25 protein-coding genes are annotated in these 24,660 nt (G+C 71.6%); 10 read left to right on the forward strand and 15 right to left on the reverse strand.

The window, feature by feature from the left end; genetic code table 11:
• Positions 1 to 208: 208 nt before the first annotated feature.
• The 7 genes from AB0389_RS11630 to AB0389_RS11660 form a co-directional block, all read right to left on the reverse strand.
• The gene (locus tag AB0389_RS11630) at positions 209 to 1,093 is read right to left on the reverse strand and encodes a RimK family alpha-L-glutamate ligase (RefSeq protein ID WP_366395157.1); all 885 of its coding nucleotides are present in this window, start codon (positions 1,091 to 1,093) and stop codon (positions 209 to 211) included.
• Positions 1,090 to 1,281: a lysine biosynthesis protein LysW gene (locus tag AB0389_RS11635; protein ID WP_366395158.1), complete on the reverse strand. Its 192-nt coding sequence runs from the start codon at positions 1,279 to 1,281 to the stop codon at positions 1,090 to 1,092. Before AB0389_RS11635 ends, AB0389_RS11630 begins: the two co-directional genes overlap by 4 nt.
• A gap of 195 nt (positions 1,282 to 1,476) precedes the next feature.
• Positions 1,477 to 2,370, reverse strand: a complete 894-nt coding sequence (gene bla, locus AB0389_RS11640; RefSeq protein WP_366395273.1) for a class A beta-lactamase — start codon at positions 2,368 to 2,370, stop codon at positions 1,477 to 1,479.
• Positions 2,371 to 2,396: 26 nt separating this feature from the next.
• Positions 2,397 to 2,999 carry a sugar O-acetyltransferase gene (locus AB0389_RS11645; RefSeq protein ID WP_366395159.1) on the reverse strand — a complete coding sequence of 201 codons (603 nt, stop codon included), beginning with the start codon at positions 2,997 to 2,999 and terminating at the stop codon, positions 2,397 to 2,399.
• A gap of 169 nt (positions 3,000 to 3,168) precedes the next feature.
• On the reverse strand, positions 3,169 to 4,089 hold the full coding sequence (locus AB0389_RS11650; protein ID WP_366395160.1) for a S1 family peptidase: 921 nt from the start codon (positions 4,087 to 4,089) through the stop codon (positions 3,169 to 3,171).
• 658 nt (positions 4,090 to 4,747) lie between these two features.
• The gene (locus AB0389_RS11655) at positions 4,748 to 5,914 is read right to left on the reverse strand and encodes a serine hydrolase domain-containing protein (protein ID WP_366395161.1); all 1,167 of its coding nucleotides are present in this window, start codon (positions 5,912 to 5,914) and stop codon (positions 4,748 to 4,750) included.
• A 162-nt stretch (positions 5,915 to 6,076) separates the two neighbouring features.
• Positions 6,077 to 6,589, reverse strand: coding sequence for a CGNR zinc finger domain-containing protein (locus tag AB0389_RS11660; protein WP_366395162.1), 513 nt, complete (start codon positions 6,587 to 6,589; stop codon positions 6,077 to 6,079).
• A gap of 68 nt (positions 6,590 to 6,657) precedes the next feature.
• Between AB0389_RS11660 and AB0389_RS11665 the strand changes: the two genes are divergently transcribed.
• The 3 genes from AB0389_RS11665 (at position 6,658) to AB0389_RS11675 (ending at position 9,227) form a co-directional block, all read left to right on the forward strand.
• Entirely contained in the window at positions 6,658 to 6,984 is a 327-nt protein-coding gene (locus AB0389_RS11665; protein WP_366395163.1) for a hypothetical protein, read from the forward strand.
• A gap of 87 nt (positions 6,985 to 7,071) precedes the next feature.
• A complete protein-coding gene (locus tag AB0389_RS11670; protein ID WP_366395164.1) occupies positions 7,072 to 7,383 on the forward strand; it encodes a YkvA family protein in 312 nt (103 codons plus the stop codon).
• A 209-nt stretch (positions 7,384 to 7,592) separates the two neighbouring features.
• Complete coding sequence (locus AB0389_RS11675; protein ID WP_366395274.1) at positions 7,593 to 9,227, forward strand: alpha-amylase family glycosyl hydrolase; 1,635 nt, start codon at positions 7,593 to 7,595, stop codon at positions 9,225 to 9,227.
• 69 nt (positions 9,228 to 9,296) lie between these two features.
• Here the strand turns inward: AB0389_RS11675 and AB0389_RS11680 are convergent, their stop codons facing one another.
• Positions 9,297 to 9,641 carry a DUF805 domain-containing protein gene (locus AB0389_RS11680; RefSeq protein ID WP_366395165.1) on the reverse strand — a complete coding sequence of 115 codons (345 nt, stop codon included), beginning with the start codon at positions 9,639 to 9,641 and terminating at the stop codon, positions 9,297 to 9,299.
• Between the two features lie 371 nt (positions 9,642 to 10,012).
• Here AB0389_RS11680 and AB0389_RS11685 point away from each other — a divergent pair, with 371 nt between their 5' ends.
• Together AB0389_RS11685 and AB0389_RS11690 are read left to right on the forward strand one after the other, a co-directional pair.
• A complete protein-coding gene (locus AB0389_RS11685; RefSeq protein ID WP_366395166.1) occupies positions 10,013 to 12,391 on the forward strand; it encodes a M4 family metallopeptidase in 2,379 nt (792 codons plus the stop codon).
• 156 nt (positions 12,392 to 12,547) lie between these two features.
• Positions 12,548 to 13,747 (forward strand): S8 family peptidase, encoded by a 1,200-nt coding sequence (locus tag AB0389_RS11690; RefSeq protein ID WP_366395167.1) that lies wholly within the window; start codon positions 12,548 to 12,550, stop codon positions 13,745 to 13,747.
• A gap of 41 nt (positions 13,748 to 13,788) precedes the next feature.
• Here the strand turns inward: AB0389_RS11690 and AB0389_RS11695 are convergent, their stop codons facing one another.
• The 5 genes from AB0389_RS11695 to AB0389_RS11715 all read right to left on the reverse strand — a co-directional run bounded on the left by AB0389_RS11695 (position 13,789) and on the right by AB0389_RS11715 (position 19,505).
• Positions 13,789 to 15,471 (reverse strand): hypothetical protein, encoded by a 1,683-nt coding sequence (locus AB0389_RS11695; RefSeq protein ID WP_366395168.1) that lies wholly within the window; start codon positions 15,469 to 15,471, stop codon positions 13,789 to 13,791.
• Positions 15,472 to 15,631: 160 nt separating this feature from the next.
• Positions 15,632 to 16,291 (reverse strand): helix-turn-helix domain-containing protein, encoded by a 660-nt coding sequence (locus AB0389_RS11700; RefSeq protein ID WP_366395169.1) that lies wholly within the window; start codon positions 16,289 to 16,291, stop codon positions 15,632 to 15,634.
• 133 nt (positions 16,292 to 16,424) lie between these two features.
• Positions 16,425 to 17,654, reverse strand: a complete 1,230-nt coding sequence (locus tag AB0389_RS11705; protein ID WP_366395170.1) for a cytochrome P450 — start codon at positions 17,652 to 17,654, stop codon at positions 16,425 to 16,427.
• Between the two features lie 134 nt (positions 17,655 to 17,788).
• On the reverse strand, positions 17,789 to 18,913 hold the full coding sequence (locus AB0389_RS11710; RefSeq protein ID WP_366395171.1) for an SGNH/GDSL hydrolase family protein: 1,125 nt from the start codon (positions 18,911 to 18,913) through the stop codon (positions 17,789 to 17,791).
• Between the two features lie 139 nt (positions 18,914 to 19,052).
• Positions 19,053 to 19,505, reverse strand: coding sequence for an Lrp/AsnC family transcriptional regulator (locus tag AB0389_RS11715; protein ID WP_366395172.1), 453 nt, complete (start codon positions 19,503 to 19,505; stop codon positions 19,053 to 19,055).
• A 150-nt stretch (positions 19,506 to 19,655) separates the two neighbouring features.
• On the opposite strand from AB0389_RS11715, the gene AB0389_RS11720 reads away from it, so the two are divergent.
• From AB0389_RS11720 to AB0389_RS11730, 3 genes are all read left to right on the forward strand, one after another.
• Entirely contained in the window at positions 19,656 to 20,273 is a 618-nt protein-coding gene (locus AB0389_RS11720; RefSeq protein WP_366395173.1) for a LysE family translocator, read from the forward strand.
• Positions 20,274 to 20,354: 81 nt separating this feature from the next.
• The gene (locus AB0389_RS11725) at positions 20,355 to 20,813 is read left to right on the forward strand and encodes a PaaI family thioesterase (protein ID WP_366395174.1); all 459 of its coding nucleotides are present in this window, start codon (positions 20,355 to 20,357) and stop codon (positions 20,811 to 20,813) included.
• Between the two features lie 66 nt (positions 20,814 to 20,879).
• Entirely contained in the window at positions 20,880 to 21,275 is a 396-nt protein-coding gene (locus tag AB0389_RS11730) for a GNAT family N-acetyltransferase (protein WP_366395175.1), read from the forward strand.
• 37 nt (positions 21,276 to 21,312) lie between these two features.
• On the opposite strand, the gene sigJ is transcribed toward AB0389_RS11730, so the two are convergent.
• A complete protein-coding gene (gene sigJ, locus AB0389_RS11735) occupies positions 21,313 to 22,284 on the reverse strand; it encodes an RNA polymerase sigma factor SigJ (RefSeq protein ID WP_366395176.1) in 972 nt (323 codons plus the stop codon).
• A 199-nt stretch (positions 22,285 to 22,483) separates the two neighbouring features.
• On the opposite strand from sigJ, the gene AB0389_RS11740 reads away from it, so the two are divergent.
• Positions 22,484 to 22,822, forward strand: coding sequence for a hypothetical protein (locus AB0389_RS11740; RefSeq protein ID WP_366395177.1), 339 nt, complete (start codon positions 22,484 to 22,486; stop codon positions 22,820 to 22,822).
• Between the two features lie 288 nt (positions 22,823 to 23,110).
• Positions 23,111 to 24,217, forward strand: a complete 1,107-nt coding sequence (gene rsgA, locus AB0389_RS11745; protein ID WP_366395178.1) for a ribosome small subunit-dependent GTPase A — start codon at positions 23,111 to 23,113, stop codon at positions 24,215 to 24,217.
• Positions 24,218 to 24,265: 48 nt separating this feature from the next.
• On the opposite strand, the gene AB0389_RS11750 is transcribed toward rsgA, so the two are convergent.
• Positions 24,266 to 24,631, reverse strand: a complete 366-nt coding sequence (locus tag AB0389_RS11750; protein ID WP_366395179.1) for a PPOX class F420-dependent oxidoreductase — start codon at positions 24,629 to 24,631, stop codon at positions 24,266 to 24,268.
• Positions 24,632 to 24,660: the final 29 nt, after the last annotated feature.

The following is a 24,660-nucleotide window of genomic DNA, read 5'->3' on the forward strand; positions in this document are numbered from 1 at the left end:
CTTCGCGGCAGCCCCGGGGTCCCCCGCGCCGGGGGGAGGTCCGGGCGCGGGGGAGGTCCATGAGGCGTGCCGGGGCGCACGGGCCGGGGGCGCCGTGAGGTGGGGGTGTGGGGAGCGGCGGTGTGCCGGAGCGCCGGTGTGCTGGAGAGCCGGTGTGTCGGAGCGCCGGTGTGCTGGAGTGAGGCTGTGACGGTGGGACGGCCGCTGGTCAGACGGTGAGCAGCGAGCGGTCCGCGTCCAGCAGCCCGACCACGTACCGGGCGTAGAGCCCCGCGATGTCCACGCCGTGGGTCTCCGACGAACGGGCGAATTCCGGGTTGGCGTTGATCTCCACCACCGTCATCTCGCCGGTGTGCCGGTCCTCCATCATGTCCACGCCGTAGAAGCCGGGGCCGAGCGCCTCGACGGCACGGTCGCAGAGCCGGCGCATGCCGTCGCTGATCTCGACCCGCTCGACCTGGGCGCCGAGATGGGTGTTGGTGCGCCAGTTGTCGGACTTCCGGCGGATGGCGACGACGGGTTCCGCGCCGACGACCACGACACGCAGGTCATGGCCCGGCTTCTCGACGTACTGCTGCACCAGGACGGGGAAGAGCTTCCCCGCCGCGTCGGCGGACTCCCGTCCGCCGGTCCATGCCTCCAGTTCCTCCTCGTGGGAGAGACGGGTCACCCCGCGTCCCCAGGATCCCGATACCGGCTTGACCACCACGGGCCAGCCGAACTCGGTGGCGACGTCGTGCACTTGGCCGTAGGTGAACGCGTGCCGGGTGGCCGGGTGGGGAATGCCGAGCCGGGCGAAGAGCAGCGCCTGAAGGCCCTTGTCGTTGCAGATCTCGATGGCGGAGGGACTGTTCAGGGTGGCGACCCCGGCCTGTTCCAGACGGCGGGCGGTGCCGATGGCCTCGCGGTGCGACAGGTTCCTGATGACGGTCAGCCGTGGCCGCTCGCCCCCGGCCGCCAGTACGTCCGCCAGATCGGGCGGAAGGACCGGACGGGCCGTCAGCCCCTGGGCGCGCAGTGCGTCCAGGAGCCGACGCTCGTCGGGGCGCAGCACGGTCACCGACAGCAGGACATCGGTGGCTGCGGTCGTCATTCGCCCCAGTCCTCCTCGACCTCGGGGGCCAGGGAGACCTCGTAGCCGCTCGCCGAGGCGTTGGTCAGCTCGTGCTCCTGGCCGCATGTGCCGCACTCAACGATCTCGCCCTTCTCCGAGCCGCTCTCGATGTCCAGGGCGCTGTCACACACGAGGCACACCACTGCCGTTGTGACGGTCGTCGACATGGTTTCACCCTTCTGATCGGTTGACGGGGAGTGGTTCACCGCGGGGATCCCCCGGCGTTCCCTTCCCTCTGGTCCGGACCATTTCTTCCGGCACTCACGAAGTTAGGGTCTGCCGACGCAGGCCGCACTACGGGATCACGTACTCCATCGCGTCGCACCGCGCGTGGGGTCAACCGCCCTGCTCCGCACCGCTGTTCAGGCGAGGGCCGCCGACAGGAGGGCGGCGGCCCCGGCGACCAGCGGTTCGTCCGCCGGAGCACCGGCGTCGTCCTGCCGGGTGGACAGTACGGCCAGGACGACGGGCGCCCCGTCCGGGGTCCGGGCGACGCCGACGTCGTTGGTGGTGCCGTAGCCGCCGGTGCCGGTCTTCTCGGCGAGGGTCCAGTCCGCGGGGAGCCCGGCGCGCAGACGGGCGGCGCCGGTGGTGTTGGCGAGCAGCCACGCGGTCAGCCGCCGCCGGTCCCGTGGCTCGAGCGCGTCCCCGAGGAGCAGTTTCAGATGGCTCCGCCCGATGGCCGCCGGGCTGGTGGTGTCCGTCACCCGCCCCGGTTCCGCCGAGTTCAGCTCCGGTTCCCACCGGTCGAGCCGCGTCACGGTGTCACCGATGGAGCGGCAGAAGCGGGTGATCGCCGTGGGGCCGCCGAGCTCCCGGAGCAGCAGGTTGCCGGCGGCGTTGTCGCTGTACGCGATGGCGGCGGCACACAGCTCACCGACGGTCATCCCGTGCGCGAGGTGCTCGGGCGCGCCCGTGACCGGGGCGTGGCCCGCGTCCGTGACGTCCTTCTCGGTGTACCTGATCCGCCGGGCGAGGAACTCGCCGTGCCGGTCGAGGTCCCGCAGGACCGCGGCGGCGGTGAGGGTCTTGTGCACCGAGCAGACCGGGAAGAGCTCACCGGCGCGGTACGCCACACTCCTGCCCGTGACCGTGTTCCGCGCGAACACCCCCAGCCGGGCGCCGTGTGCGCGCTCCAGGCCGGCCAGCGCCCGGGTGACCGTGCTCTCCCCCGCCGGCACACTACCCGCCGCGTGGGCCGGTCCGCCCGTGGCCGCGGCGGCGGCCGTCAGCACCGTACCGGCGCCGAGGGCCAGTACCGCGCGGCGGCCCGGGCGCCCGGTCACGGCGTGGCCGTCCGGGTGGTGAGGTCTTCGTCGGTGATGGCGCGGAGCACCCGGCACGGGGTGCCGACCGCGACGCTCATCGGCGGAATGTCGCGGCTGACGACGCTGCCGGCGCCGATGACCGATCCGTATCCGATCCGGACGCCCGGGAGGACGACGACATTGCTGCCGATCCAGACCTTGTCCTCGATCACGATCGGCTCCGAGAACCGCCCGAAGTCCACGCGCCGCGAGGGATGGACCGGGTGCCCGGTGGTGGTGAGGGTGACGCTGGGGGCGATCATGACACCGTCGCCTATCCGGATGTCCACGTCGTCGACGAACGTGAGGTTCACGTTCCCGAAGAAGTCGTCGCCGATGTGGACGTTGCTGCCGAACCCGGCGTGAAACGGCGCCAGCAGGATCGTGCGCTCGCCGACCGTTCCGAAGATCTCGACGAGCAGCGACCGCTGCCGTTCGGTCTCGCCCGGCGGTGTGTGGTTGTACGCGAAGATCTGGTCGGTGCGGCGCCGGGGGGCCTGGAAGGCCGCTTCCGACTCGGTGTAGACCAGCCCCTTGGCGATGCGGGCCAGGACCTCTTCCTCATGACCTTGTGACACTGCGGTGCACCCCGTTCGTCGGACTCCTGAGCACAGCCTATGTTTCGCCGCGCGGGGAGCGGGCGGGGCACACGGGTCGGACACACGGGACGGGCCGCGCACCAGGTGCGCGGCCCGTCGGTGTTCCGTGGGGGGAATGGGGAGTGTGCGGTCAATGGGGAGTGTGCGGTCAGGCGAGGCTGACGCCGTACGCGTTCATCGCCTCCACCACCGGCTGGAAGAACGTGACCCCGCCGGAGGTGCAGTTGCCGCTGCCGCCCGAGGTCAGGCCGTAGGCGACGGTGCCGTTGAACAGCGAGCCGCCGCTGTCGCCGGGCTCGGCGCAGACGTTGGTCTGGATCAGGCCGGTGACGACGTTGCCGCTGCCGTAGTTGGCGGTCGCGTTGAGGGCCGTGACCGTACCGCTGTGGACACCGGTGGTGGAGCCGCTGCGCCGGACGGTCTGGCCGACGCTGGGGTTGGCGGCCGAGGTGATGGTCTGGTACGAGCCGTTGTACAGGTAGACCCGGCCGTCGGCGTTGGCCGAGCTGGTGTGCCGGATCAGGCCGTAGTCGTTGCCCGGGAAGCTGGAGCCGGCGCGGGTGCCGAGCGAGGTGGTGGTCGCCGAGTTGGTGTACCAGGCGGAGGCGATGTTGGTGCAGTGCCCCGCGGTCAGCGCGTAGTACGTGGAGCCGCTGCGCACGTTGAAGCCGAGGGAGCAGCGCCCGCCGCCGCCGGCGTAGATGGCCTGGCCGCCGGCGATCAGCTCGGTGAACCGGCCCTCGGTGTGCTTGATGGTGAGGCCGGCCTCGGTGTCGGCGACGGAGTTCTTGATGGTGGCGATCTCGGCGTCGGTGACCGTGCTGTCGACGGTGACGACGATCTTGCCGGTGGCCTTGTCCGTGTACCAGGCCGTACCGGCGATGTCGGCGTCCAGGACGGCCTGGTCGGCGACCGCCAGCGCGGCGGCCGACGGGAGGGGCGCCGGGGCGGGGGCGGCGACGGCGCTGGGTGCGGCGAGCGCGACGGCGGTCGCCATACCGGAGGTGACGGCGAGGAGCCGGACGCGCCGGGAGATCGAACCGAGGGGGGAGAAGCGCTTGAAGGTCACAGAATCCTCCATGAGTGGGGGGAGCGCGCGGTCCATTGGGTGGTGGACCGCGATGGGGCGTGGGCGTGGCAGTCTGCGGCCGCTTTTTTGGCCGTGTCCTGTCAATCGCTTGACTGAATCTTTAGGTCAGCCCGGCCTCCGGGCAAGGCCCACTTCTGGACCGCCGGGTCAGGACGGACCGTCAGGGCCCGCATTTCGGGGCGAAGTTACGTGCGAGGGCACGCGTGACGGGCGCTGTGCCGGTCCGGCCGGGTCCCGGCCGGCGTCGCCCGGTCCCGCTCGCGACGCCCGCGCCGGTGAGCCGGTGACTTCGCTGAGTGAGCGTCAGAAACACCTCCGAGCACGGGAATTGCCGGTTGGCTTCCAACGGGTGAACGGTCGGTGCGGCAGGAATGCATATGCGCCACGGTCGGCAGGCGGCACGTGGCGCGATGAGTTCGATATCCGGCGGTGGGACGGGTCGGACGGACGGGTCTACGCGCGAAGCTCGTCCGCTTGTGCGAGGTACCCCCGAAATGCGCGCATGTTGATCATGGCCGAATAGCTCCCCTTGTGGGATGTCCTGGATCCGTGCAAAGGGAAGGGGGTGGCAGGGGAGGGGAAGGAGGGAGGAGGGAGCGGCGCGCGCCGGAACGCGCGGGCGCGCGCGGCCCCTTGGCTACAGCGCGGCGTACACCGCGTCGATCAGCGCCATCCGGCGGGGATCGTCCACGATCCGCGTCCCCATCCGGTTCATCACGTACCCGAGGCTGATGCCCGCCTCCGGATCGGCGAGCCCGCAGGAGCCGCCGGCGCCCTCGTGCCCGAACGCCCGGGGATTGGGCCCGTACGACCGGTTCTCGCCGCTGAGCCAGAGCCCGAGGCCCACCTCCGTCTCGTGCGGGAAGCCCACGCCCAGCACCAGGTCCCGGCAGCGGCCCTGGCCCTCCCGTACCCGCTCGACCGTTTCGGCGGAGAGCACCCGGTGCTCGCCCGCCCGGCCGCCGGTGGCGAAGATCCCGTACAGCGCGGCGACCGCGCGGGCCGTGCCGTGGCCGTTCGCCGCGGGGACCTCGGCGGCCCGCCACCGGGCGCTGTTCGCCTCCGCCATGCCGATCGCCGGGTTGGTCAGCGCCACCACCCCCACCGGCTCCAACCGGGCGAAGGCCGCGGCCTGTTCGGGGGTCGGGCCGGTGGACGACGGCACCAGCTCGGCGAGCCGGCCGACCTCCTTCTCCGGCAGCCCGATGGTGAAGTCGATGCCGAGCGGCTCGGTCACCTCCGACCGCAGGAACGCGCCGGGCAGCTGCCCGGTGATACGCCGGACCAGCTCGCCGACCAGGAAGCCGTACGTCAGCACGTGGTAGCCGGACCGGGTGCCCGGCTCCCACCACGGCTCCGTCGCGGCGAGCCGCGCGGTCGTGAACTCCCAGTCGTAGAACTGCTCCAGCGAGTGCGGCTCGCGCAGCGCGGCGAGCCCCGCGCGGTGTGACAGCAACTCCCGTACGCAGACGGACTCCTTGCCCGCCGCCGCGAACTCCGGCCAGTACGCGGCGACCGGCGCGTCCGGGTCCAGCAGCCCGCGGTCGATGAGCAGATGCGCGCAGAGCGCCGTCGCGCCCTTCGTCGTGGACCACACGTTGACCAGGGTGTCCCACTCCCACGGCCGGGTGCGCGCGCCGTCGGCCCAGCCGCCCCACAGATCGACCACGGCCTCCCCGCCGGCCAGTACGGTCACGGCGGCGCCGAGTTCGTCGTGCACGTCGAAGTTCCGCTCGAACGCGGCGCGCACGCCGGCGAACCGTGCGTCGCAGTGGCCCTGGATCCGCGGTACACGTGGTGTCATGGAACCCTCCGTCGCCCCGGGCGGACCGGGTCGGTCCGCAGAGATCCGGTTCCCGGCAACGTACCGACGGGGCGCGGCGGCCGGAAGACACGGCACACGGACGCCGGACGCGGACACCGGGGTCTGACACCGAGGCCGGATACCCGGGTCCCTCCGCGCGTGTCAGCGCCTCCGGTGACGTGCGACGGCGTCGTTGTTGGCACACCGCACCGAGCAGTACGTCCGTCTGCCGTTGCGGGAGGTGTCCACGAACGCCAGCCCGCACCCGGCGCGGGCACACCTCCCGAGCCGCGTGTGGCTGGCGAAGCAGACGACGTACGCGAGCCCGGTCGCCGTCGCCGCCCGGATGTGCGCGACCGCGCCGAGCCCGGGGTCCGCGTAGTGCAGATGGGGACCGTGGCCGTCGTGCGTGCTGATGTACGGCCGGCTCGCCGCGTCGGCCAGCAGCGCGTTGACCCGGTCGCGCCGTACCTCCAGCTCCTGCGGCCCGAAGCAGGGCGCCAGCCGGCGGCTCCAGACCTCGATGGCGGCGGTCCCCGGGACGGAGAGGGAGCGCCGGACGATACCGCGCGCGATCAGGAGCGCCTCCATCCCCTCCGGGGTGAAGGGCGTCTCCGCGTTGGCCAGATCGGCGGCGAGCAGCGCGGCCTCGCCGCCGTAGTGGTTGAACTGCATCGGGCCAATGTAAAGGCGAATCGATGTAAGGGTTGAATATATCTAGGTGATGACGTCAGCCTGAGTCCATGCGGACGTGCGGCGGTGGCGAGGGCGGCGGCGGTGACAGCGGCGGTGACAGCGGCGTTGACGGCGGCGGTGGAGGGCCCGGGGGAGAGGACGACCGGTGCGCGGTGTGCGACCGGCCCGGTGCCGACGCGTGCCGCTGGACCCTGCTGTCCTGCCACACCACGTCGGCCGGGGTGGTGGAGTACTGCGGCTGCCGCTGCGGGGTGGTCGCGGTCCTGATCGACGGCCGGATCGACAAGGTCCTCGGCCGCCGGGGCGCCCACCCGGTGCCGGACTGGACGGATGACGATTCCCTTGATTCCGTTGAGGCGCCGGTACGGGGGTAAGCGGACGACCGGCGCGCGGGTACCGGAGCGCGGGTACCGGCGCCGTACGATTCCGAAGCCCGAAGGACCCGAAGGAGGAGGACCGCCATGAGCGACCTCCAGATCGTCCTCGCCGTGGGCGCCGTGCTCGCGGCGCTCACCCTGGGCGCGGCGATCACGCTGACCGTCCGGCTCGTCCGGGCGCGCGGCGCGCTGCGCGCGGCGGGCCTCCCCACCGGGAAGCGCTGGGTGTTCTGGGCGGCCATCGCCTATCTGGTGCTGCCGGTCGACCTGCTGCCCGACCCGGTCTACCTCGACGACATCGGAGTCCTGCTGCTGGCGCTGAGGTCGATGCGCGCCGCCGTCGAGCCGGATACGGATGCGGATACGGGCCCGGGCAAGCCGTCGATCCGAGGCTGATTCAGTCGGATGATCGCACCACTGACTGCCCCGCCACTACAGTTTCGGGTGAGGCTCATCCGGCACGAGAGGCACCAGTGACTCAGCACGCGCACCCGGACGGCAACGGCGCCGACCCCCACGGCAGCAGCGATCTCCCCGCCGGAGGCGCGGGCAGTGGCGGTGGCGGAGGCGCGGGTGACTGGTGGCGCGAGTCCGTCGTCTACCAGGTGTACGTCCCCAGCTTCGCCGACGCCGACGGCGACGGGATGGGCGACCTCCGGGGCATCACCGACCGGCTCGGCCACGTCGCGGAGCTGGGCGCGGACGCGGTCTGGCTCACCCCGTTCTACCCGTCCCCGCTGGCCGACGGCGGCTACGACGTCGCCGACTACCGGGACGTAGACCCCCGCCACGGCACCCTCGGCGACTTCCGCGCGCTGCTGGACCGGGCCCGCGCGCTCGGGCTCCGTACCATCGTCGACGTCGTGCCGAACCACACCTCCGACCGGCACCCGTGGTTCGCCGAGGCCCTCGCGTCCGCGCCCGGCTCGGCGGCCCGCGACCGGTACGTGTTCCGGGACGGCACCGGTCCCGGCGGCGCGGAGCCGCCCGCCGACTGGCGGTCGAAGTTCGGCGGGGCGGCCTGGACCCGGGTCCCCGACGGCCAGTGGTACATGCATATCTTCGCGGCCGAGCAGCCCGATCTGAACTGGGAGAACCCGGACGTCGCCGCCGACTTCGAGCGCACCCTGCGCTTCTGGCTGGACCTCGGCGTGGACGGCTTCCGTATCGATGTCGCCCACGGGCTGCGCAAGGACCTCACCCCGCCGCTGCGCAACACCCGGGGCGCCGACTCCGTCTCGCTCAACGCCCCGCCGAGCGGCGAGAACCACCCGTTCTGGGACCGCGACGAGGTGCACGACGTCTACCGGACGTGGCGCAAGGTCACCGACTCGTACGCGCCGGCCCGGATCATGGTCGCCGAGGCCGGTGTCAGCGCGGCCCGGCTGCCGCTCTACACCCGGCCCGACGAGCTGCACCAGGCGTTCAACTTCTTCCATCTGCGCTGTCCGTGGGAGGCCGGGGCCTTCCGGGACGTCATCGACACCTCGCTGGCCGGCGCCGCCACCACCGGATCGCTGCCGACCTGGGTGCTCTCCAACCACGACGTGGTGCGCCATCGCAGCCGGTACGCGCTGCCCGACGGCGCCGACATACCCGGCTGGCTGCTGACCGACGGCCGGAGCCCGGCCGCCGACGGGGAGCGGGGCCGCCGCCGCGCGCGGGCCGCCGCCCTGCTGACGCTCGCGCTGCCCGGTACGACATACCTCTACCAGGGCGAGGAGCTGGGCCTGCCCGAGGTGGCCGACCTCCCGGCGGACGCCCTGCGCGACCCGATGTGGGAGCGCACCGGCCACGCGCTGAAGGGCCGCGACGGCTGCCGGGTGCCGCTGCCGTGGACCAGGACGGGATCCTCGTACGGCTTCGGCCCCGGCGGCAGCTGGCTTCCGCAGCCGGACGGCTGGGGCGAGCGGTCGGTCGAGGCCCAGACCGGCCGGCCCGGCTCCTTCCTGGAGCTGTACCGTACGGCGCTGGCCCTGCGCCGGGGCTTCCGCGGCGACGAGCGCTTCACCTGGCTGCCGTCGGCCCCCGGCGAACTCGCCTTCCGCAAGGGCGCGGGCCTGGTCTGCCGGGTCAACCTCTCCGGCGCGCCGATCCCGCTGGAGCCGTCGTCCGGTTCCGTACCCGTCACGCCGCTGCTCGCGAGCGGGGAGCTGCCCGGCGGTACCGTGCTGCCGCCGGACACAGCGGTGTGGCTGGACGCGCGCGACGGCCGACCCGAGGGCCGGTCCGTGAGCTGAACGCCGGGTGCCCGCCGGCCGTGTGGGCCGACGGGCACCGATGCAGCCCGGGAGCGACCGGGCGCGGCGTTATGCCTGCTTGGGGTCGGGGCCGTAGGCGTTCGGGCCCTTCTCGCCCTCGGAGGCGAAGAACACGATCAGGATGATGAAGCCGACCAGCGGGATGAGGCCGAGAAGCAGCATCCAGCCGCTCTTGCCGGTGTCGTGCAGCCGGCGCACGCCCACGGCGAGGGTGGGGATGAAGACCGCGAGGGCGTAGATCGTGGAGAGGATCCCCAGGTCGAGAACGCTGCCGATGATCGCGACGACGATCGCCGCGATGATGTTGAACAGGAAGAACATCCAGTATTCCTGGCGACGCGCCCGCCCGCTGAAGCCGGCGTAGTTCTTGAGGACGTCGAGATACCAGTTCATGTGCTTCCCCCGAGGAGTGGTGAAGAGGGCTCGCCGTATGCGTTCGAGCCAGGGTGCAGAACATAGGTGGCTTGAACTGCACAGGTCAAGCGCGATGCCGGAGTTGGTGTCCGGGGGCTGAAAGTGGCCAAAGTGGTCCGCTGAACGGAGTGTTGCCGCGCGGTAAAGCCCCATGTGATCCACTACGAATGGGAGCGCTCCCACGGCGAAGGTCCCGACCGGCTTTCGGACAACGGTCTCCGCAGTGCTGACAACGGCGGCTCCCGGTTGCGACGCTCTGATCACCGCACGGACGTCAACGCACAACTCTCCTCAGCCGGTGGGGCAGCCACTGCCCGCCGGTCCATGCTGACGCCCAAGGAGTCACTGGAGTGACGATCAACTTCCTTACCACCAGGGCAGCGTCGCCCCACCCCGTCCGCAGATCCCGGCTCCGACCCGCCGCGCGCCGCAACACGGCCGCCCTCGCCGCCGCCACCCTGGCCGCGCTCCTCCTGCCCGCCCTGCCGGCCTCGGCCGCCGCCCCGGAACCCACCGGTTCCCACCAGGCGCCTCCGCGCATCACCGCCGAACCCAGGCCCGGCGCCGCCGCCGTCCCGCTCACACCGGCGGGACGGGAGAAGCTCATCAGGGCCGCCGCCGACGCGTCGGGCGCCACCGCCCGCTCGCTGAAGCTCGGTGCCCGGGAGAAGCTCATACCGAAGGACGTCGTCAAGGACGCCGACGGCACCGTGCACACCCGCTACGAACGCACCTTCGCCGGACTCCCGGTCCTCGGCGGCGACTTGGTCGTCCACGACCGCGCGGCCGGGAGTACGGCAGCGGGCGCCGCCGCCCGTACCGTCACCAAGGCGTCGGACGCGACGCTCACGCTGCCCACGACCGAAGCCGCCGTCCCCGCCGCCGCGGCGAAGAAGTCCGCCCTCGCCACCGCGAAGGCGGAGGGCACCGACGAGGCGGCCCCGGACGGAGCGCCCCGGCTCGTCGTCCGGCTGGGAGAGTCCGAACAGCCCACGCTGGCCTGGGAATCCGTCGTCGAAGGGGTACGGGACGACGGCACGCCCAGCAGCCTGCACATCATCACCGACGCCGCGAGCGGTGAACTGCTGGAGACCTTCGACACGGTCCACGCCGGCGCCGGCGTGGGCAAGTACAACGGCCGGGTCGAGATCGGCACCACCCACAACGGCCAGACCTTCGAGATGACCGACACCGGACGCGGCGGCCACCGCACCTACGACGCGGACAACACCGCGGTCCGGGGCACACTGATGACCAGCCCGGACGACACCTGGGGCGACGGAACCCTGACGAACCGTCATACCGCCGCCGTCGACGCCGCCTACGGCGCCCAGCAGACCTGGGACTTCTACCGGGACCGGTTCAGCCGCAACGGCATAGCGAACAACGGCGTCGCCGCGTACTCCCGCGTCCACTACGGCAACGCGTACGCCAACGCCTTCTGGGACGACTCCTGCTTCTGCATGACGTACGGCGACGGGATCGGCAACAACAGGCCGCTCACCTCCCTCGACATCGCCGGCCACGAGATGTCCCACGGCCTCACCTCCGCCACCGCCGGCCTCAAGTACACCGGTGAAGCAGGCGGGTTGAACGAGGCCACCAGCGACATCATGGGCACCGGAGTGGAGTTCTACGCCAACAACGCCCACGACGTCCCCGACTACTTCATGGGGGAACTCGCCGACATCCGCGGCACCGGAAAGCCGCTCCGCTATCTCGACCGGCCCTCCAGGGACGCCTCGGCCGTGGGGACTTCGCAGGACCACTGGACCTCCGGGACCAAGAAGCTCGACCCGCACTTCAGCTCAGGACCCGCCAACCACTTCTTCTACCTCCTCTCCGAGGGCAGCGGGCGCAAGACCATCAACGGCATCGACTACGACAGCCCCACCTTCGACGGCACCCCGGTCGCCGGCATCGGGCAGGGCGAGGCGCTCCGGGTCTGGTACCGGGCGCTGACCCTCTACATGACGTCCACCACCGACTACGCGGGCGCCCGCACCGCCACCCTCAGCGCCGCCGCCGATCTGTACGGGACGAGCAGCGAGGCGTACGAGGCGATCGGCAACGCCTGGGCGGCCGTCAACGTCGGCGCGAACTACGTCAACCACATCGCCGCGAAGGCGCCGTCCAACCGCGACGCGGCGGTCGGCCAGCCGGTCAGCCGGCCGATCGAGGCCACCTCCACCCGGCCAGGACCGCTCGCCTACTCCGCGACCGGACTGCCGGACGGCCTGACGATCGACGCGGACACCGGACTGATCGCCGGAAGCCCCACCAAGGCAGGCGACTTCACCCCCGTCGTCGCCATCCGCAACTCCGCGGCCGAGGTCCGTACATTCGCCTACAACTGGACCGTCCTCGTCTCCGGCGGCGACTTCTTCGTCAACCCCGACCGCGTCGACATCCCCAACTGGAAGACCATCGAGTCCCCGCTCACCGTCACCGGCCGCCAGGGCAACGCGTCCAGCGCCCTCAAGATCTCGGTCGAGCTCTACCACCCCTTCTCCGGAGGCCAGATCATCAGTCTGATCGCGCCGGACGGTACGACGATCCTGCTGAAGGACTTCGTCTGGGGAGGCGACCCCGAACTGCGCGACACCTACACCATCGACGCGTCCGCGTTCCCCGCCGACGGCGTCTGGAAGCTCCGCGTCACGGACAACACCCCCGGCATCTTCAGCGTCGACCCCGGCTATCTCGACCTCTGGAGCATGCGCTTCTGACCCGGCCTGTGCCATCCGGGTGACATCGCTCAAGCAACGGGCGGGTCGTGGACGAAGGAAGTACGGGTCCGCCGCACCACGCGGATCCTCTTCACCCGCTCTGTCCCCTTCGTCCACGACCCGGTCCCGATCCAGTTCCCCGACACAGGAGCACGTATGCGCTTGAGCGCGCGCTGGGCACCCACCACTCTTCTACTGCTGCTCGTTCCCCTGCTCACCGGCGCGAACGGCGCCGACGCCACGGACGGGCCCGCGCGGGACCTCGTCCCGGTGCAGCGCGCCGACCGGGCGATCCCCGGCGAGTACATCGTCACGGTCAAGCCCGCCTTCGCCCCCGACGCGGTGGTCCGGCAGCTCGGCGTCACCCCGCTCCACACGTACGGGACCGCCCTGCGCGGCTTCGCGGCCCGGCTCTCGGCGAGCCAGCTGCGTACCGTACGCACCCTGCCCGCCGTCCGTGCCGTCGAGGAGAACGCCGAGGTCGGTCTCGGTCTGCCACCGGCCTCCGGAACGCGGTCCGCGGCGCGGGTGCCGGCCGCGAGCTGGGGCCTCGACCGGATCGACCAGCGCTATCTGCCCCTTGACGGCCAGTACGACGTGACGGGCACCGGCCGGGGCGTCACCGCGTACGTGGTGGACACCGGCATCGAGACCGCGCACAGCGAGTTCGAGGGCCGCGCGACCGTCGGCTTCGACGCCGTCAACGACGGACGGAACGGCCAGGACTGCCACGGGCACGGCACCCATGTGGCGGGCACCGTCGGTGGAAAGACATACGGAGTGGCGCGCGAGGTCTCCCTCGTCGCCGTCCGGGTACTCGACTGCACCGGCGACGGAAGTACGGCCGAGGCGATCGCCGGCTTCGACTGGGTCGCGAGCCACGCCACTCAGCCCGCGGTCCTGAACGCGTCCATCGGCGGACCCGTCTCCCCCGCGCTCGACTCCGCGGCCAACGGCGTCGCGGACGCGGGTGTGCTGCCCGTCGCGGCGGCCGGGAACAGCACGGTGGACGCCTGTGACGCGTCACCCGCGCGGGCCAACAAGGTGCTCACCGTCGGGGCCACCGACCGGAACGACCAGGAGGCGTACTTCAGCAACTTCGGCCCCTGCCTGTCGCTCTACGCCCCCGGCGTCGGCATCGTCTCCGCGAAGCTCGGCGGCGGCTCCACCACCCTGAGCGGTACGTCGATGGCGAGCCCGCATGCCGCCGGGGTCGCGGCCCTCTACGAGGAGGCCTACCCGGACGCCGCGCCGCAGGACGTGGCCCGCTGGATCATCAGCAACGCGACCGAGGATGTCGTGTCCCCGATCCACCCGAACTCGCCCAACCTGCTCCTCCACACCGACGGCCTGTAGCCGGCCCGGCCATCCTCGACGAGTCCGCCCGGGCGGCCGGGTCAGGAGGCCATCTTGGCGGCGATCAACTGGGTGGCGCTCGCCTCGTCGTTCCTGATCCGGCCCCAGTCGAGCCCGAGGCTCCGCACCGTGTTGCGGGCGATCTCCGCCTGCGTCTCGTCCGTGCCGCGCGCGTACCGGTACAGCGCCGCCGCGTACTCCTCACGCTTGCTGGGGCCCGTCTTCCGCCAGAAGGCCAGGGTCTTCCCCAGATGCTCCAGGGTCCCGTCCTCCGGCGACGCGGCCCCGGACTGCTCCCAGCGCTTGGCGATCGTCTTCCACGACTTGTACGAGGCGAGCCCCAGCGCGACCGTCGCCGCAGCGGCGGCCAGCCCCCAGCCCACCGGCGTCGTCACGAGTACGGCGGCGCCCGCGGTGGCCCCGGCGGCGATGGCGATCGTGGAGATGAGCGAGGCGACCGAGGCGGAGACGCCCAGCGCCCCGCCCAGGGCGCTCACCATCTTCTTGTGGACACCCCGCTTGTTCTTCCGGATCGCGTAGAGCTGGATCTGCTGGAGGGTGATCTGCTCGTCGGCACCACCGCTGTCGTGCTGACCGACCATCCGCGCGAACTCGTTCAGGGCCTTGGTCATCGCCTCCTGCGCCTGTTCGCGCACGGTGACCTGCTGCACGGCGGCCGAGTGGGCGCGTACGGCCTCCTGGAGCTGGGTCTCCAGACCCTCGTACGTGAGCCTGAGGCTGCCCAGCAGCTCGATCGTGGTGTCCGGGAAGCGCCGGTTGGCCTCCGGCCTCGCCATGTCCTGGACCCGGGCCTTGTAATCGGCGTGCGCGGCCTCGAACTCGCCGTCAAGTGTGTGTACGAGTTCGAGGCGCGCCTGCACTTCATCGTTCGCGGCCTTGAGCGCCACCGCGGGCTGCTGGTCCTGCGCCTGCATCAGAGCCTCCAGGCTCTTCACCCGCTTCCGCGCCTTGGCCGCCTTGCGGCCGTACCGCGCGGTCTGCACGGCGGCTCCCGGCAGGGCCGCGGCGCCGCCGCCGGAGAGGACGGCGTTGTAGACGGCGGGGGTGAAGTTCCCGGAGAGGTTCATCGCGCCACCGGCGGCGTTGAGCACACCGCCCACCATGGCGGCGCTGTTCTGCGCACCGTCACCCCGGGCGGCGCGCAGATCGCGGGTGAAACCGTGTTGCTGCCCGCTGCCTTCCGGCGCCTTCTTGCGCCCCTCGTGCGCGGCGCGGCCCGCCCGGACGTTCCCGTAGAGCCCGGCACCCGCCGCCACGGCGGTGCCCGCGGGGCCCGCGATGCCCACGTTGTAGGACTCCGTGGTGCTGAAGGTCGGTACGTCGTACTGCCCGGCGATGGTCGCGGTGGCCGCCGGGGCCGCCAGATCGGAACCCAGCCCGAGCGTGCCCGTGCCGGTCTCGGCGACGGCCCGCGCGGCACGCGAGGGGGCGGAAGGCGTCTTCTCGCGCTCCTCCTGACGCGCCCGCTGGACTCGCATACCGCCGTGTCCTCCGCGCCCGGCCGCCGGACGCCCGAGGGCGGAGGACACGGCGGTGTTCCCGGCGAGCTGCTGCGCCGTCAGCAGATCCGCCGTCGGCAGCGTGTCGCCACGCCCGGCCGCGAGAGCCGCCGCGGCACGGTCGGGCAGGGCGGCGGCACGGCGCAGGGCCACCGCACCACGCTTGTCCCGCGGTGCCTCGCTCGTCAGCCCGTTCGCCCGCATTACTGCCCCCAGTGCCTCGACTGCCGTGGATCTCTGATTTTACGGTCAGATGATCCATGCCGGGTCGGGGTTGCCCGTCAACGCCGTTTTGGGCAGGCGTCCTTGACGACGCGGGCGCGGCGGCGGTGCGGCGGCGGTGCGTCGGCGGTCCGGCGGGCCGTCACTCCGGCGGGCGGGTGACCGGGGCCAGCAGCATGCCGGCGACCGCGTCCACCAGGAAGCGGCCGACATCGTCCCAACCGCTTCCGGCGCGCCCCTCGCCGTCGGCCAGATCCCGCTCGAAGTTGGCGCAGGCGTGCACGATGACCAGCCAGACGAGCCGGCTCCGGTGCCGCAGCACCTCGTGGTCCACCCGGTCGGCCAGCGCCGTGAGCCGCGTCCAGAGCCGCTGGGTCGAGGGGGAGGCGGCCAGCTCACGGGCCAGCTCCTCGACGAAGGACGGGTCGGTCATGGCCTGGAGGCTGAAGCGCGCGTACCAGGTGGGCGGGCCGAGGCGCCGGAGGTGCTCGGTCAGGGGAAGCACCAGACAGGCGATGTAGTCGCGCGGATCGTCCGAGCCGGCCGCCTCCGCGTCCGCCAGCATGCGGCTGCGGATCTCCTCCAGTTCCGTGTGGTGTCTGCGGACGATGGCGAGCAGCAGCCCGGTCTTGTTGCGGTAGTGGTAGAGGACGGCGGAGTTGTTGGCCGCCCCCGCCACCTCGGCCACCCGCCGGTTCGAGACCGTGGCTATGCCGTGCTCGGCGAAGAGGCACTCCGCCGTGTGCAGCAGTATCTCCGGTGTGGGCAGCCGGGCGCCCGCCGCCGGCTTTCTCGGTTGCATGAACTTGAGATATCACACCTCGCGATACCGCCGGCCACGCCGGCCACCCCGACGGCACGGGCCGCACGGGCCGCACGGGCCGCACCGGCCGGGAGGTGACGGGTGCCCCGGTCTTCCCGGCCGGTGCGGAGGTTCACCAGGTGACCCAGATGTCCTGGAGGCCGCCGGTCATGCCGCCGGTACGGAGCTTGAGGGCGTCGGCCCCGTCGCGCAGCCGGAGCGCCGGCAGCCGGCGGGCGAGGGTACCGAGGGCGACCTGGAGCTCCATCCGGGCCAGCGGCTGGCCGACGCAGAAGTGCGCGCCGGCGCCGAAGGTCAGATGCTGGGCGCTGTTCTCCCGCTTCTCGTCGAACCGGTCGGGGTCCGGGAACTTACGCGGATCCCGGTTGGCGGCGGCGTTGTTGGGGAGCACCGTCGTCCCCGCCGGCACCGTGACGCCCGCCACCTCGATGTCCTCCGTGATGAACCGGGGGACGCCGACGACCCCCAGGGTGGTGTCCATCCGGAGGACCTCCTCGACGGTGTTCGCGGTGAGCGCCGGATCCGCGACCACCGCCTCGAACCGGGACCGCTCCGACAGCAGCAGCGCCGCCATGATGGAGATCATGTTCGAGGTGGTCTCGTGCCCGGCGAGCAGGATGCCCCGGACGGTGGCGACCAGTTGCGGTGTGTCGAGACGGCCGTCACCACTGTCCGAGACCCTGGTCAGCTCGCTCAGCAGATCGTCGCCGGGATCCGCCCGGCGCCGCTCCACGAGATCCGTGACATAGCCGTTGAAGTCCCGGTAGGCCGCGTCCACTTCGGCCTGCGTATAGCGCGTCAGGGTGAGCATGACGCCCGACCAGTGCGCGAACTTGTCCTGGTCCTTGTCCGGGGCGCCGACGAGCGCGCAGATGACCCGTACCGGCAGCGGGAGGGCGAAGTCCGCCGAGAGGTTCCCCGGGGATCCGCCGGCGATCAGACCGTCCGCCAGGTCGTCGGCCATGGCCTGCACCCTGGGCCGCCACTCCTCGATCTTCCGCGCGGTGAACCAGCGGGTCAGCAGCCGCCGCCACTGGAGGTGTTCGGGTCCGTGCGTGGCGAGGGGGCTGTCGCGCAGGAAGATGCCGCCGTCGTCGGTGGTGGCGATCCGGGCCGCGCCGTCCCCCGTACGCGTGAACCGGGGGTCCGCCAGCACGGACCGGACGCTGTCGTACCGGGTCAGCAGGGCGGCCTCGTCACCGCTCGGCAGCCGTACGTGGGCCACGGGGCACCGTTCGCGCAACTCGGCCCAGGCGTGCGGGGGTTCCAGGGTCGTCTCGCGGTCGAACGGGTAGTCGGGGGTCGGGTCGGGGGCCGTGTCGGGGGTCGGATCGGCAGCCATGGTGCCTCCGCTCGGTGTGGGGAGGCATCACGGTAAGTCGCTTGACTTAGTGGGTCAATCAGGCGACTGCCGCATTCAAGCCACACATTAATTCGACCGACTTACCCGTTGGATTTCCCTGGCCGGCGGCCCGGTCACCAGCGCAGCGGAAGGGTGGCGAGACGGCTGATGAGCAGGCCGGAGATGATCCGGTGGTCGTGGAGCGAGGGGTGCCAGTCGCAGCCGAGACGGTCCAGCCCCGGATCGTCGTAGACCCAGTAGCCGGTCCGGTGGTCGCCGCCGCTTCCGCGCTCCTGGACGACGCGCTCGGCGGTCCGGGTGAAGGCGGTGGTGTTGCCGAGCGGAGTGGCGCTGACCAGGATGAACGTCTCGCGGCCGTACCGGGCGCGCAGTGTGTCGAGGAAGCCGTGGTACGCGGTCGCGTAGGCGGCGGCCAGCTCGTCCTCCGTGGCCCAGCGCTCGCCCGGATTGAGGGCGGTCGAGAAGTCGTTGATGCCGAGACCCACCACGATCACCTGGGGCTGCCAGGTGATCGGCCGCTGCCAGACGTCACCCTCGACGTTCAGCAGGGCCCGGTCGTAGTACGTGCGGAAATCGGTGGTGGGGTTGCCGCCGTTGTAGTTGCGGACCATGCCGAGGCCGGAGAAGGCGTTGAGCTGGTGGTCGGCGCCGAGGGCGCGGGCGGTGAGGGCGCCGAAGGCGAGGTCGGCGTTGCTGTTCCGGTTGACTCCGCCGTTGCCCGAGCAGTCGCGGGTGCCGGAGGCGTTGCCGTATCCGGCGGTGAAGGAGTCGCCGATGAACTCGATCTGCCTGCTCCGCGCCCGGGGCTTCGCGAGGATCGCGCCTCCGGGAGCCGCCACGAACCCGCCGAACAGGCCGGCGGCCCAGGGGCTCTCCGTACGTTTGACGATCCGTACGCTGTGCTCGGCGTGCGGGAGCCCGCCGACCCAGGAGGTGGTCCGGCCGGGGGTCACCAGCGTGGTGGTCGTCGTACCGTCGATCTGGACGTCGTAGTCGTTGTCGTAGTCATCGAGCACGATGCCCACCCCGGTCCCGCGGAACCGGCCCTCGAAGGCGATACCGGGCCAGGTGTACCGCACCGCGCCGTCGGCGGCCGGGCTGACCCGGCCCACCGTGTGGAACCGCCCCTGCGGGCCGGAGGCCCGCGCGGGGGAGGCGGCGGCGGTCACCACGCCCGCGGCGGCGGCCGTGAGCAGCGTCCTGCGGGATATCGGGGAGGTGCGCGGAAATGTCTTCATCTGGCCGTCCTTCGGGTGGCGGTGCGGGGGGTGAGGCCGTATGGGAGCGCTCCCAATGCGCGCCCGCTGTTGAAGGTGATGGCCAGACCGGCCGCCGTCAACCCCTCGCGGCCCCCCGTGTGGCCCCGCGCGCGGGGGATCACCCGGGCAGGGGCCGCTCATCCACGACGTGTTTCATGACAAGGGTGGAGGTCAGCCGCTGGACGCCCGGGAGGGTGGCCAGCCGGTGGTCGTACAGCTGCTGGAAGGCGGCCAGGTCGGTGGCGGCGACGCGCAGGAGGTAGTCGGGCTCGCCGAACAGGCGCTGCGCCTGGATGACGTGCGGGACGGCGGCCACGGCCTCTTCGAACGCGGTGACGGTGTCGCGGTCCTCCCAGCGCAGTGTGACGAAGACGAGCGCCTCGAAGTTCAGGCCGACGGCGGCCGGGTCGACGACCGCGCGGTAGCCGCGGATCGCGCCCGCCCGTTCGAGGTCGCGCAGACGGCGGTGGCAGGGCGAGACGCTGAGCTGCACGCGGGCGGCGAGCTCGGTCACCGTCAGACGGCCGTCCCGTTGCAGCTCGGCAAGAATCTTCCGGTCAAGGGCATCCATGGGAAGGATTCTCCCTCATGGGGAGCCAATACGGGTAAAACATGGAAGCACTTTCGGGCAGAACGACCCTAATCTTCCTCTGGGGGTGGGAGCCGGTAAGAGAGCAGAACCGGTAAGAGAGCAAGAGAGAGCAAGAGGGAACGGGCAGCGATGGATACGACGACGGTGGCGGCTTTTCTGGCAGTGGACCTGCTGCTGGTGTTCACACCGGGCGCGGACTGGGCCTACGCGATCACGGCGGGGCTCAGGGACCGGTCGGTCGTCCCGGCGGTCGCCGGGCTGATAGCCGGCTACGCGGGATACACCGCGCTCGCCGTGGCCGGCCTGGTGGTGATCGTGGCGAGCTCCACGACCGTACTCACCGCGCTGACCGTCGCCGGAGCGGGCTATCTGATGTGGCTGGGCTGGGGCGTGCTGTCACGGCCGGCGGTCCTGGGCGCGTCGGCGGAGGCGATGCCCTCCTCGCGGACGCGGATCATGCTCAAGGGGGCCGGGATCAGCGGCCTGAACCCCAAGGCGCTGCTGCTGTACTTCTCCCTCTTCCCGCAGTTCATCCACCCCGGCACGGGCTGGCCCGTCGCCGCCCAGACCGGCCTGCTCGGCGGGCTCCACATGGCCGCCTGCGCGGTCGTCTACCTCACGGTCGGCGTGCTCGCCCGTACGGTACTGAAGACCCGGCCGTCGGCGGCGAGGGCGGTCACACGCGTCTCCGGCGCCATGATGATCGTCATCGGCGGGTTCCTGCTGCTGGAACGCCTGGCGAGCTGACGGCAGCCACGATGTACGGAATCCACGATGTACGGAATCCACGATGTACGCCATCCACGTTGTTGGCCGAAGGAGAAACACATGGCGGAGCAGGCGCGGCAGCCGGAACAGGCGAGCCCCGAGGTGCAGGCGCGTGTCCGGGCGAGCTTCGACCGTCAGGGGCTGATGGCACTCCTCGGCGCCCGGCTGACCCGGATCGCGCCGGGCAGTGTGCACATCGTCCTCCCGGCCAGGCCCGAAGTGACCCAGCAGCACGGCTACTTCCACGCGGGCGGCACCAGCGCGATCGCGGACACCGCGGGCGGCTACGCGGCGCTCACCCTCTTCCCCGAGCACGCCGAGGTGCTCACGGTCGAGTACAAGATCAACCTCCTGGCCCCCGCCGCCGGCGACCACATCGAGGCGGTCGGCACGGTCGTGAAGTCCGGACGCACACTGACCGTCTGCCAGTTGGAGGTCTTCGCCGCCCAGGACGACCGACGAACCCTCGTCGCCAACGGCCAGCAGACACTGATCCGCGTGAACAGACCGGACCGGTAGGCCCGTTCCCGGAAGCGGCCGGGCGCGGACGCGAGCGGACAGGCGCGGACGCCTTAGGATCCGGGCGTGACGATCACGTACGAGTGGCGGGGCGACTTCGACAACGCGTCCCTCAACGCCCTGCACGCGGACGGCTTCGGCTCCCCGGTTGCCCGGACCGACTGGCGCACACGCGTGAGCCGCCACAGCCTCGGCTGGGTCTGTGCCCGGGAGGACGGCTCTCTGATCGGCTTCGTCAACGTTGTCTGGGACGGTGGAGCGCACGCGTTCCTCCTGGACACCGTGGTCGCCGCGCACCGCCGGTCGCGAGGAGTGGGTGCCGCGCTTGTCGCTGCCGCGGCCGGCGGGGCCCGCGCGGCGAAGTGCGAGTGGCTCCACGTCGACTTCGAGGAGCATCTGCGTTCGTTCTACGCCGACGTCTGCGGCTTCAGGGAGACGGCGGCCGGGCTGATCGCCCTCTGACGCCCCGGCCTCCGGTGACCGGGGCCCCGGCGACGCGTCAGTTGCCTCCGCCCTCGGTCCACGCGCGGAGTTTCTCCGGGTTGCGGACCGCCCAGATGCGGGTGACGCGGTCGGCGGAGAGGCTGAACGCCGCCACGGTGACGGTGACTCCGGCGCGCTGGGCGACCAGGCCGGGCCGGCCGTTGACCGTGCGCTCCAGGAGGGTCAGGCCGGGGGCCTTGTCGGCGATGTGGATCAGGTACTGGGCGATGGGCCCGCTGCCCTCGACCGGGCGGAGCACCGTGCCGACCAGGCCGCCGCCGTCGGCGGTCATGGTGGCGTCGGGGTCGAGGAGTGCGACGAGGGCCTTGATGTCCCGGGCCTCCCACGCCTCCTTGAAGTGCCGCACCAGAGCGGCCTGTCCGGCCCGCCCCGGCTGCCCGGCCCTCGGAACCTCAGGAACCCGCGCGGCGCGTACCCGCCGGCGGGCCGAGGACGCCAGCTGCCGGCAGGCCGCCGGCGTCCGGTCCACGATCGCGGCGATCTCGGCGAAGGGGTACCGGAAGACGTCGTGCAGGATGAACGCCACGCGTTCCGCCGGCGTCATCGACTCCAGTACGACGAGGAACGCCATGTTCACCGACTCGTCGAGGGTGATCCGGTCGGCGGGGTCGGCCGGCTCGGTTCCGCCGCCGCCCGTCCGCCCGCCGATCCACTCCGTACGGTCGGGCAGCGGCTCGGGTATCCACGTGCCGACATAGCGCTCGCGCCGGACCCGCGCCGAGCTGAGCGTGTTGAGGCAGATGCGGCCGGCCACCGTCGTCAGCCAGGCACCCGGCGACTCGATCGCTTCCTGTTTCTGCCGCGACATCCCGTACCAGCGCGTGTACGTCTCCTGTACGGCGTCCTCGGCCTCGGCCAGCGAACCGAGCAGCCGGTAGGCGAGGTTGGTCAGTCGGCGCCGCTCGCCGAGGACCGCGCTCAGGCCCGGCTCGGACCGATCGTGCCCGGGCTCGGTCGGAGTGCTCATCGCGGCGCTTCACCTCACATTTCGAGGGCCCGTGCTGTCGGACCACCGAGACACTACCGAGCCACCGCCGCACGGCAGAACAGGGGGGGAGCGCGTCATGGCCGTACAGACGACGACAGGACAGCCGGAGCATCGCCCCGGTCCAGGTGGCTCCTGTGCGCAACATCAACTCGTCCGACTCGACAGAAAGATCACTGGCATGGAGATCCTTCGCTACGTGTTCCTCGTCTTCCACCTCTTCGGGTTCGCCGCGCTCCTGGGCGGCGTCTTCTACCAGCTGCGGGGAAAGGACCCGGTGACCGGCGGCTACATGGTGAGCAGCGCGGTCGTTCAGCTGGTCACCGGCGCGGGACTCATCTGGACTCGCGTTTCCCTGGACCTGCCGTTGTCCCACGCGAAGATGGGGGTGAAGCTGGCCCTGGACGTCCTGGTGGCGGTGACAGCGCTGGTGGGCATGCGCAACAGACAACCGTGGGCCTTCTTCGCCGTGGCGACGTTCACGGCGGCCGCAGCTGTCGTGGCCGTGGTGTGGACGTAGACCGAGGCGGGAAAAAAAGGGTTCGCGGCGGCGTGCGGGGTGTGGTTAGGGTGGGCGTCGTCCGGGAGCGTCGGCCGTAGGCGGCCGTAACGTGCCGCTTCCGGGGCGTTGTCGGCGTGTGGAGAAGCAGGGGGTGAGGACATTGATGACGGTCACTGTGCTGGGTGTTTCCCAGGTTCAGAGGTTCATCGTTCCCATCCCTGTGGTCTCCGGCTGACCGTTCCGTTTCACTTCCGCGCCTGTGCGCGCGTGCGTCTGTGCCGGGGCCACCCCTTGAAGGGTTTCCCCTTGTCTTTCTCCTCTCCTCAGGCTTCCTCCGCTCCGCATCCCCTCGCCGCCCATGGCTGGGACGCGGGCTGGGACGCCGAGTTCGCTCCGTACGGCGCGCGGGGGCTGCTGCCCGGTCGCGTCGTACGGGTGGACCGCGGACTCTGCGATGTCGTCACCCCGGACGGCACCGTACGGGCCGACACCGAGTTCGTCGTGCCGCGCGATCCGATGAAGGTGGTGTGCACGGGGGACTGGGTCGCCGTCGACCCGGCGGACAGCGATCCACGGTACGTACGCGCCCTCCTCGCGCGCCGCAGTGCCTTCGTGCGTTCCACGTCGTCCAAGCGGTCCGAGGGCCAGATCCTCGCCGCCAACGTCGACCACGCCGTCCTCGTGATCTCCCTCGCCCTCGAACTCGACCTGGGCCGTACCGAACGCTTCCTCGCCCTGGCGTGGGAGAGCGGCGCGCTCCCGCTCGTCGTTCTCACGAAGGCGGACCTGGTGACCGCCGCCGTCCTCGGACATCTCGCCGAGGACATCGCGACCGCCGCGCCCGGTGTGCAGGTGCTGGCCGTCAGCTCGCTGACGGGGGAGGGCGTCGATGTGCTCTCCGCGGTCCTGTCCGGCGGTACGAGTGTGCTGCTCGGTACGTCGGGGGCGGGCAAGTCGTCGCTGGCCAACGCCCTGCTCGGGGCCGAGGTCATGGACGTACGGGCCGCCCGCGACGTGGACGGCAAGGGGCGGCACACCACCACGACGCGCAATCTCCTCGCCCTGCCGGGTGGTGGGGTGCTCATCGACACACCCGGGCTGCGCGGGGTCGGGCTCTGGGACGCGGAGGCCGGCGTCGGCCAGGCGTTCGCGGAGATCGAGGCGCTCGCCGCGGAGTGCCGGTTCCACGACTGTGCCCACGGCGCGGAGCCCGGCTGTGCCGTGCTCGCGGCGGTGGGGGACGGCTCGCTGCCCGAGCGGCGGCTGGACAGCTACCGCAAGCTGCTGCGGGAGAACCGGTACATCGTCGCCAAGACCGACGCCCGGCTCCGCAGTGAGCTGCGGCGCGACTGGAAGCGCAAGGGCGCGGAGGGGCGTGCGGCCGTGGAGGCCAAGCGCGGGCGCGTCCGGTAGCGGCGCGGGGTCCGCCGGCGGGCGTCCGGTCCACCGGCGGGCGTACGGTCAGTCCAGGCCCCAGCTGTGGATCTTGCGCGGGTGAATACGGATCAGCTCCTCGCTGAAGTGCGGGCCGAGATCGTGCGGGCCCGTCAGCAGCTCCGCCTCACCCCGGATGTCCACACCGCGGACCGTCCACGGGTCGGTGCTCACAATGTCGTCCACGACGAGCGCCACCCGTGGATTGGTCCGCAGATTGCGCCACTTCTTGGTGGTGCCCAGGGCGTAACCGCCGATCAGGATCGTCCCGTCGTCCTGCGGATGGAAACCGACGGGGTTGGCCTGCGGCTGCCCCTTCGGATCCACGGTCGCCATCCTGCCCAGCCGCTGGGTCCGCAGATACGCGCGCTCGGCCTCACTGAATTCCGTCATGTTCCCACCCTCACACGGCTCCGCGGGGG

It is taken from the genome of Streptomyces sp. NPDC093109 (assembly GCF_040701725.1).
Classification (GTDB): domain Bacteria; phylum Actinomycetota; class Actinomycetes; order Streptomycetales; family Streptomycetaceae; genus Streptomyces.

What these genes read in the sequence shown, in the direction of transcription:
- AB0389_RS11630 (WP_366395157.1), bottom strand. Translation starts at nt 1,093, where the DNA reads ATGACGACCGCAGCCACCGATGTCCTGCTGTCGGTGACCGTGCTGCGC.
- AB0389_RS11725 (WP_366395174.1), top strand. Translation starts at nt 20,355, where the DNA reads ATGGCGGAGCAGGCGCGGCAGCCGGAACAGGCGAGCCCCGAGGTGCAG.
- AB0389_RS11700 (WP_366395169.1), bottom strand. Translation starts at nt 16,291, where the DNA reads ATGCAACCGAGAAAGCCGGCGGCGGGCGCCCGGCTGCCCACACCGGAG.
- AB0389_RS11705 (WP_366395170.1), bottom strand. Translation starts at nt 17,654, where the DNA reads ATGGCTGCCGATCCGACCCCCGACACGGCCCCCGACCCGACCCCCGAC.
- AB0389_RS11695 (WP_366395168.1), bottom strand. Translation starts at nt 15,471, where the DNA reads ATGCGGGCGAACGGGCTGACGAGCGAGGCACCGCGGGACAAGCGTGGT.
- AB0389_RS11660 (WP_366395162.1), bottom strand. Translation starts at nt 6,589, where the DNA reads ATGCAGTTCAACCACTACGGCGGCGAGGCCGCGCTGCTCGCCGCCGAT.
- AB0389_RS11690 (WP_366395167.1), top strand. Translation starts at nt 12,548, where the DNA reads ATGCGCTTGAGCGCGCGCTGGGCACCCACCACTCTTCTACTGCTGCTC.
- AB0389_RS11710 (WP_366395171.1), bottom strand. Translation starts at nt 18,913, where the DNA reads ATGAAGACATTTCCGCGCACCTCCCCGATATCCCGCAGGACGCTGCTC.
- sigJ (WP_366395176.1), bottom strand. Translation starts at nt 22,284, where the DNA reads ATGAGCACTCCGACCGAGCCCGGGCACGATCGGTCCGAGCCGGGCCTG.
- AB0389_RS11715 (WP_366395172.1), bottom strand. Translation starts at nt 19,505, where the DNA reads ATGGATGCCCTTGACCGGAAGATTCTTGCCGAGCTGCAACGGGACGGC.
- AB0389_RS11740 (WP_366395177.1), top strand. Translation starts at nt 22,484, where the DNA reads ATGGAGATCCTTCGCTACGTGTTCCTCGTCTTCCACCTCTTCGGGTTC.
- AB0389_RS11680 (WP_366395165.1), bottom strand. Translation starts at nt 9,641, where the DNA reads ATGAACTGGTATCTCGACGTCCTCAAGAACTACGCCGGCTTCAGCGGG.
- AB0389_RS11720 (WP_366395173.1), top strand. Translation starts at nt 19,656, where the DNA reads ATGGATACGACGACGGTGGCGGCTTTTCTGGCAGTGGACCTGCTGCTG.
- AB0389_RS11750 (WP_366395179.1), bottom strand. Translation starts at nt 24,631, where the DNA reads ATGACGGAATTCAGTGAGGCCGAGCGCGCGTATCTGCGGACCCAGCGG.
- AB0389_RS11635 (WP_366395158.1), bottom strand. Translation starts at nt 1,281, where the DNA reads ATGTCGACGACCGTCACAACGGCAGTGGTGTGCCTCGTGTGTGACAGC.
- AB0389_RS11665 (WP_366395163.1), top strand. Translation starts at nt 6,658, where the DNA reads ATGCGGACGTGCGGCGGTGGCGAGGGCGGCGGCGGTGACAGCGGCGGT.
- AB0389_RS11655 (WP_366395161.1), bottom strand. Translation starts at nt 5,914, where the DNA reads ATGACACCACGTGTACCGCGGATCCAGGGCCACTGCGACGCACGGTTC.
- AB0389_RS11670 (WP_366395164.1), top strand. Translation starts at nt 7,072, where the DNA reads ATGAGCGACCTCCAGATCGTCCTCGCCGTGGGCGCCGTGCTCGCGGCG.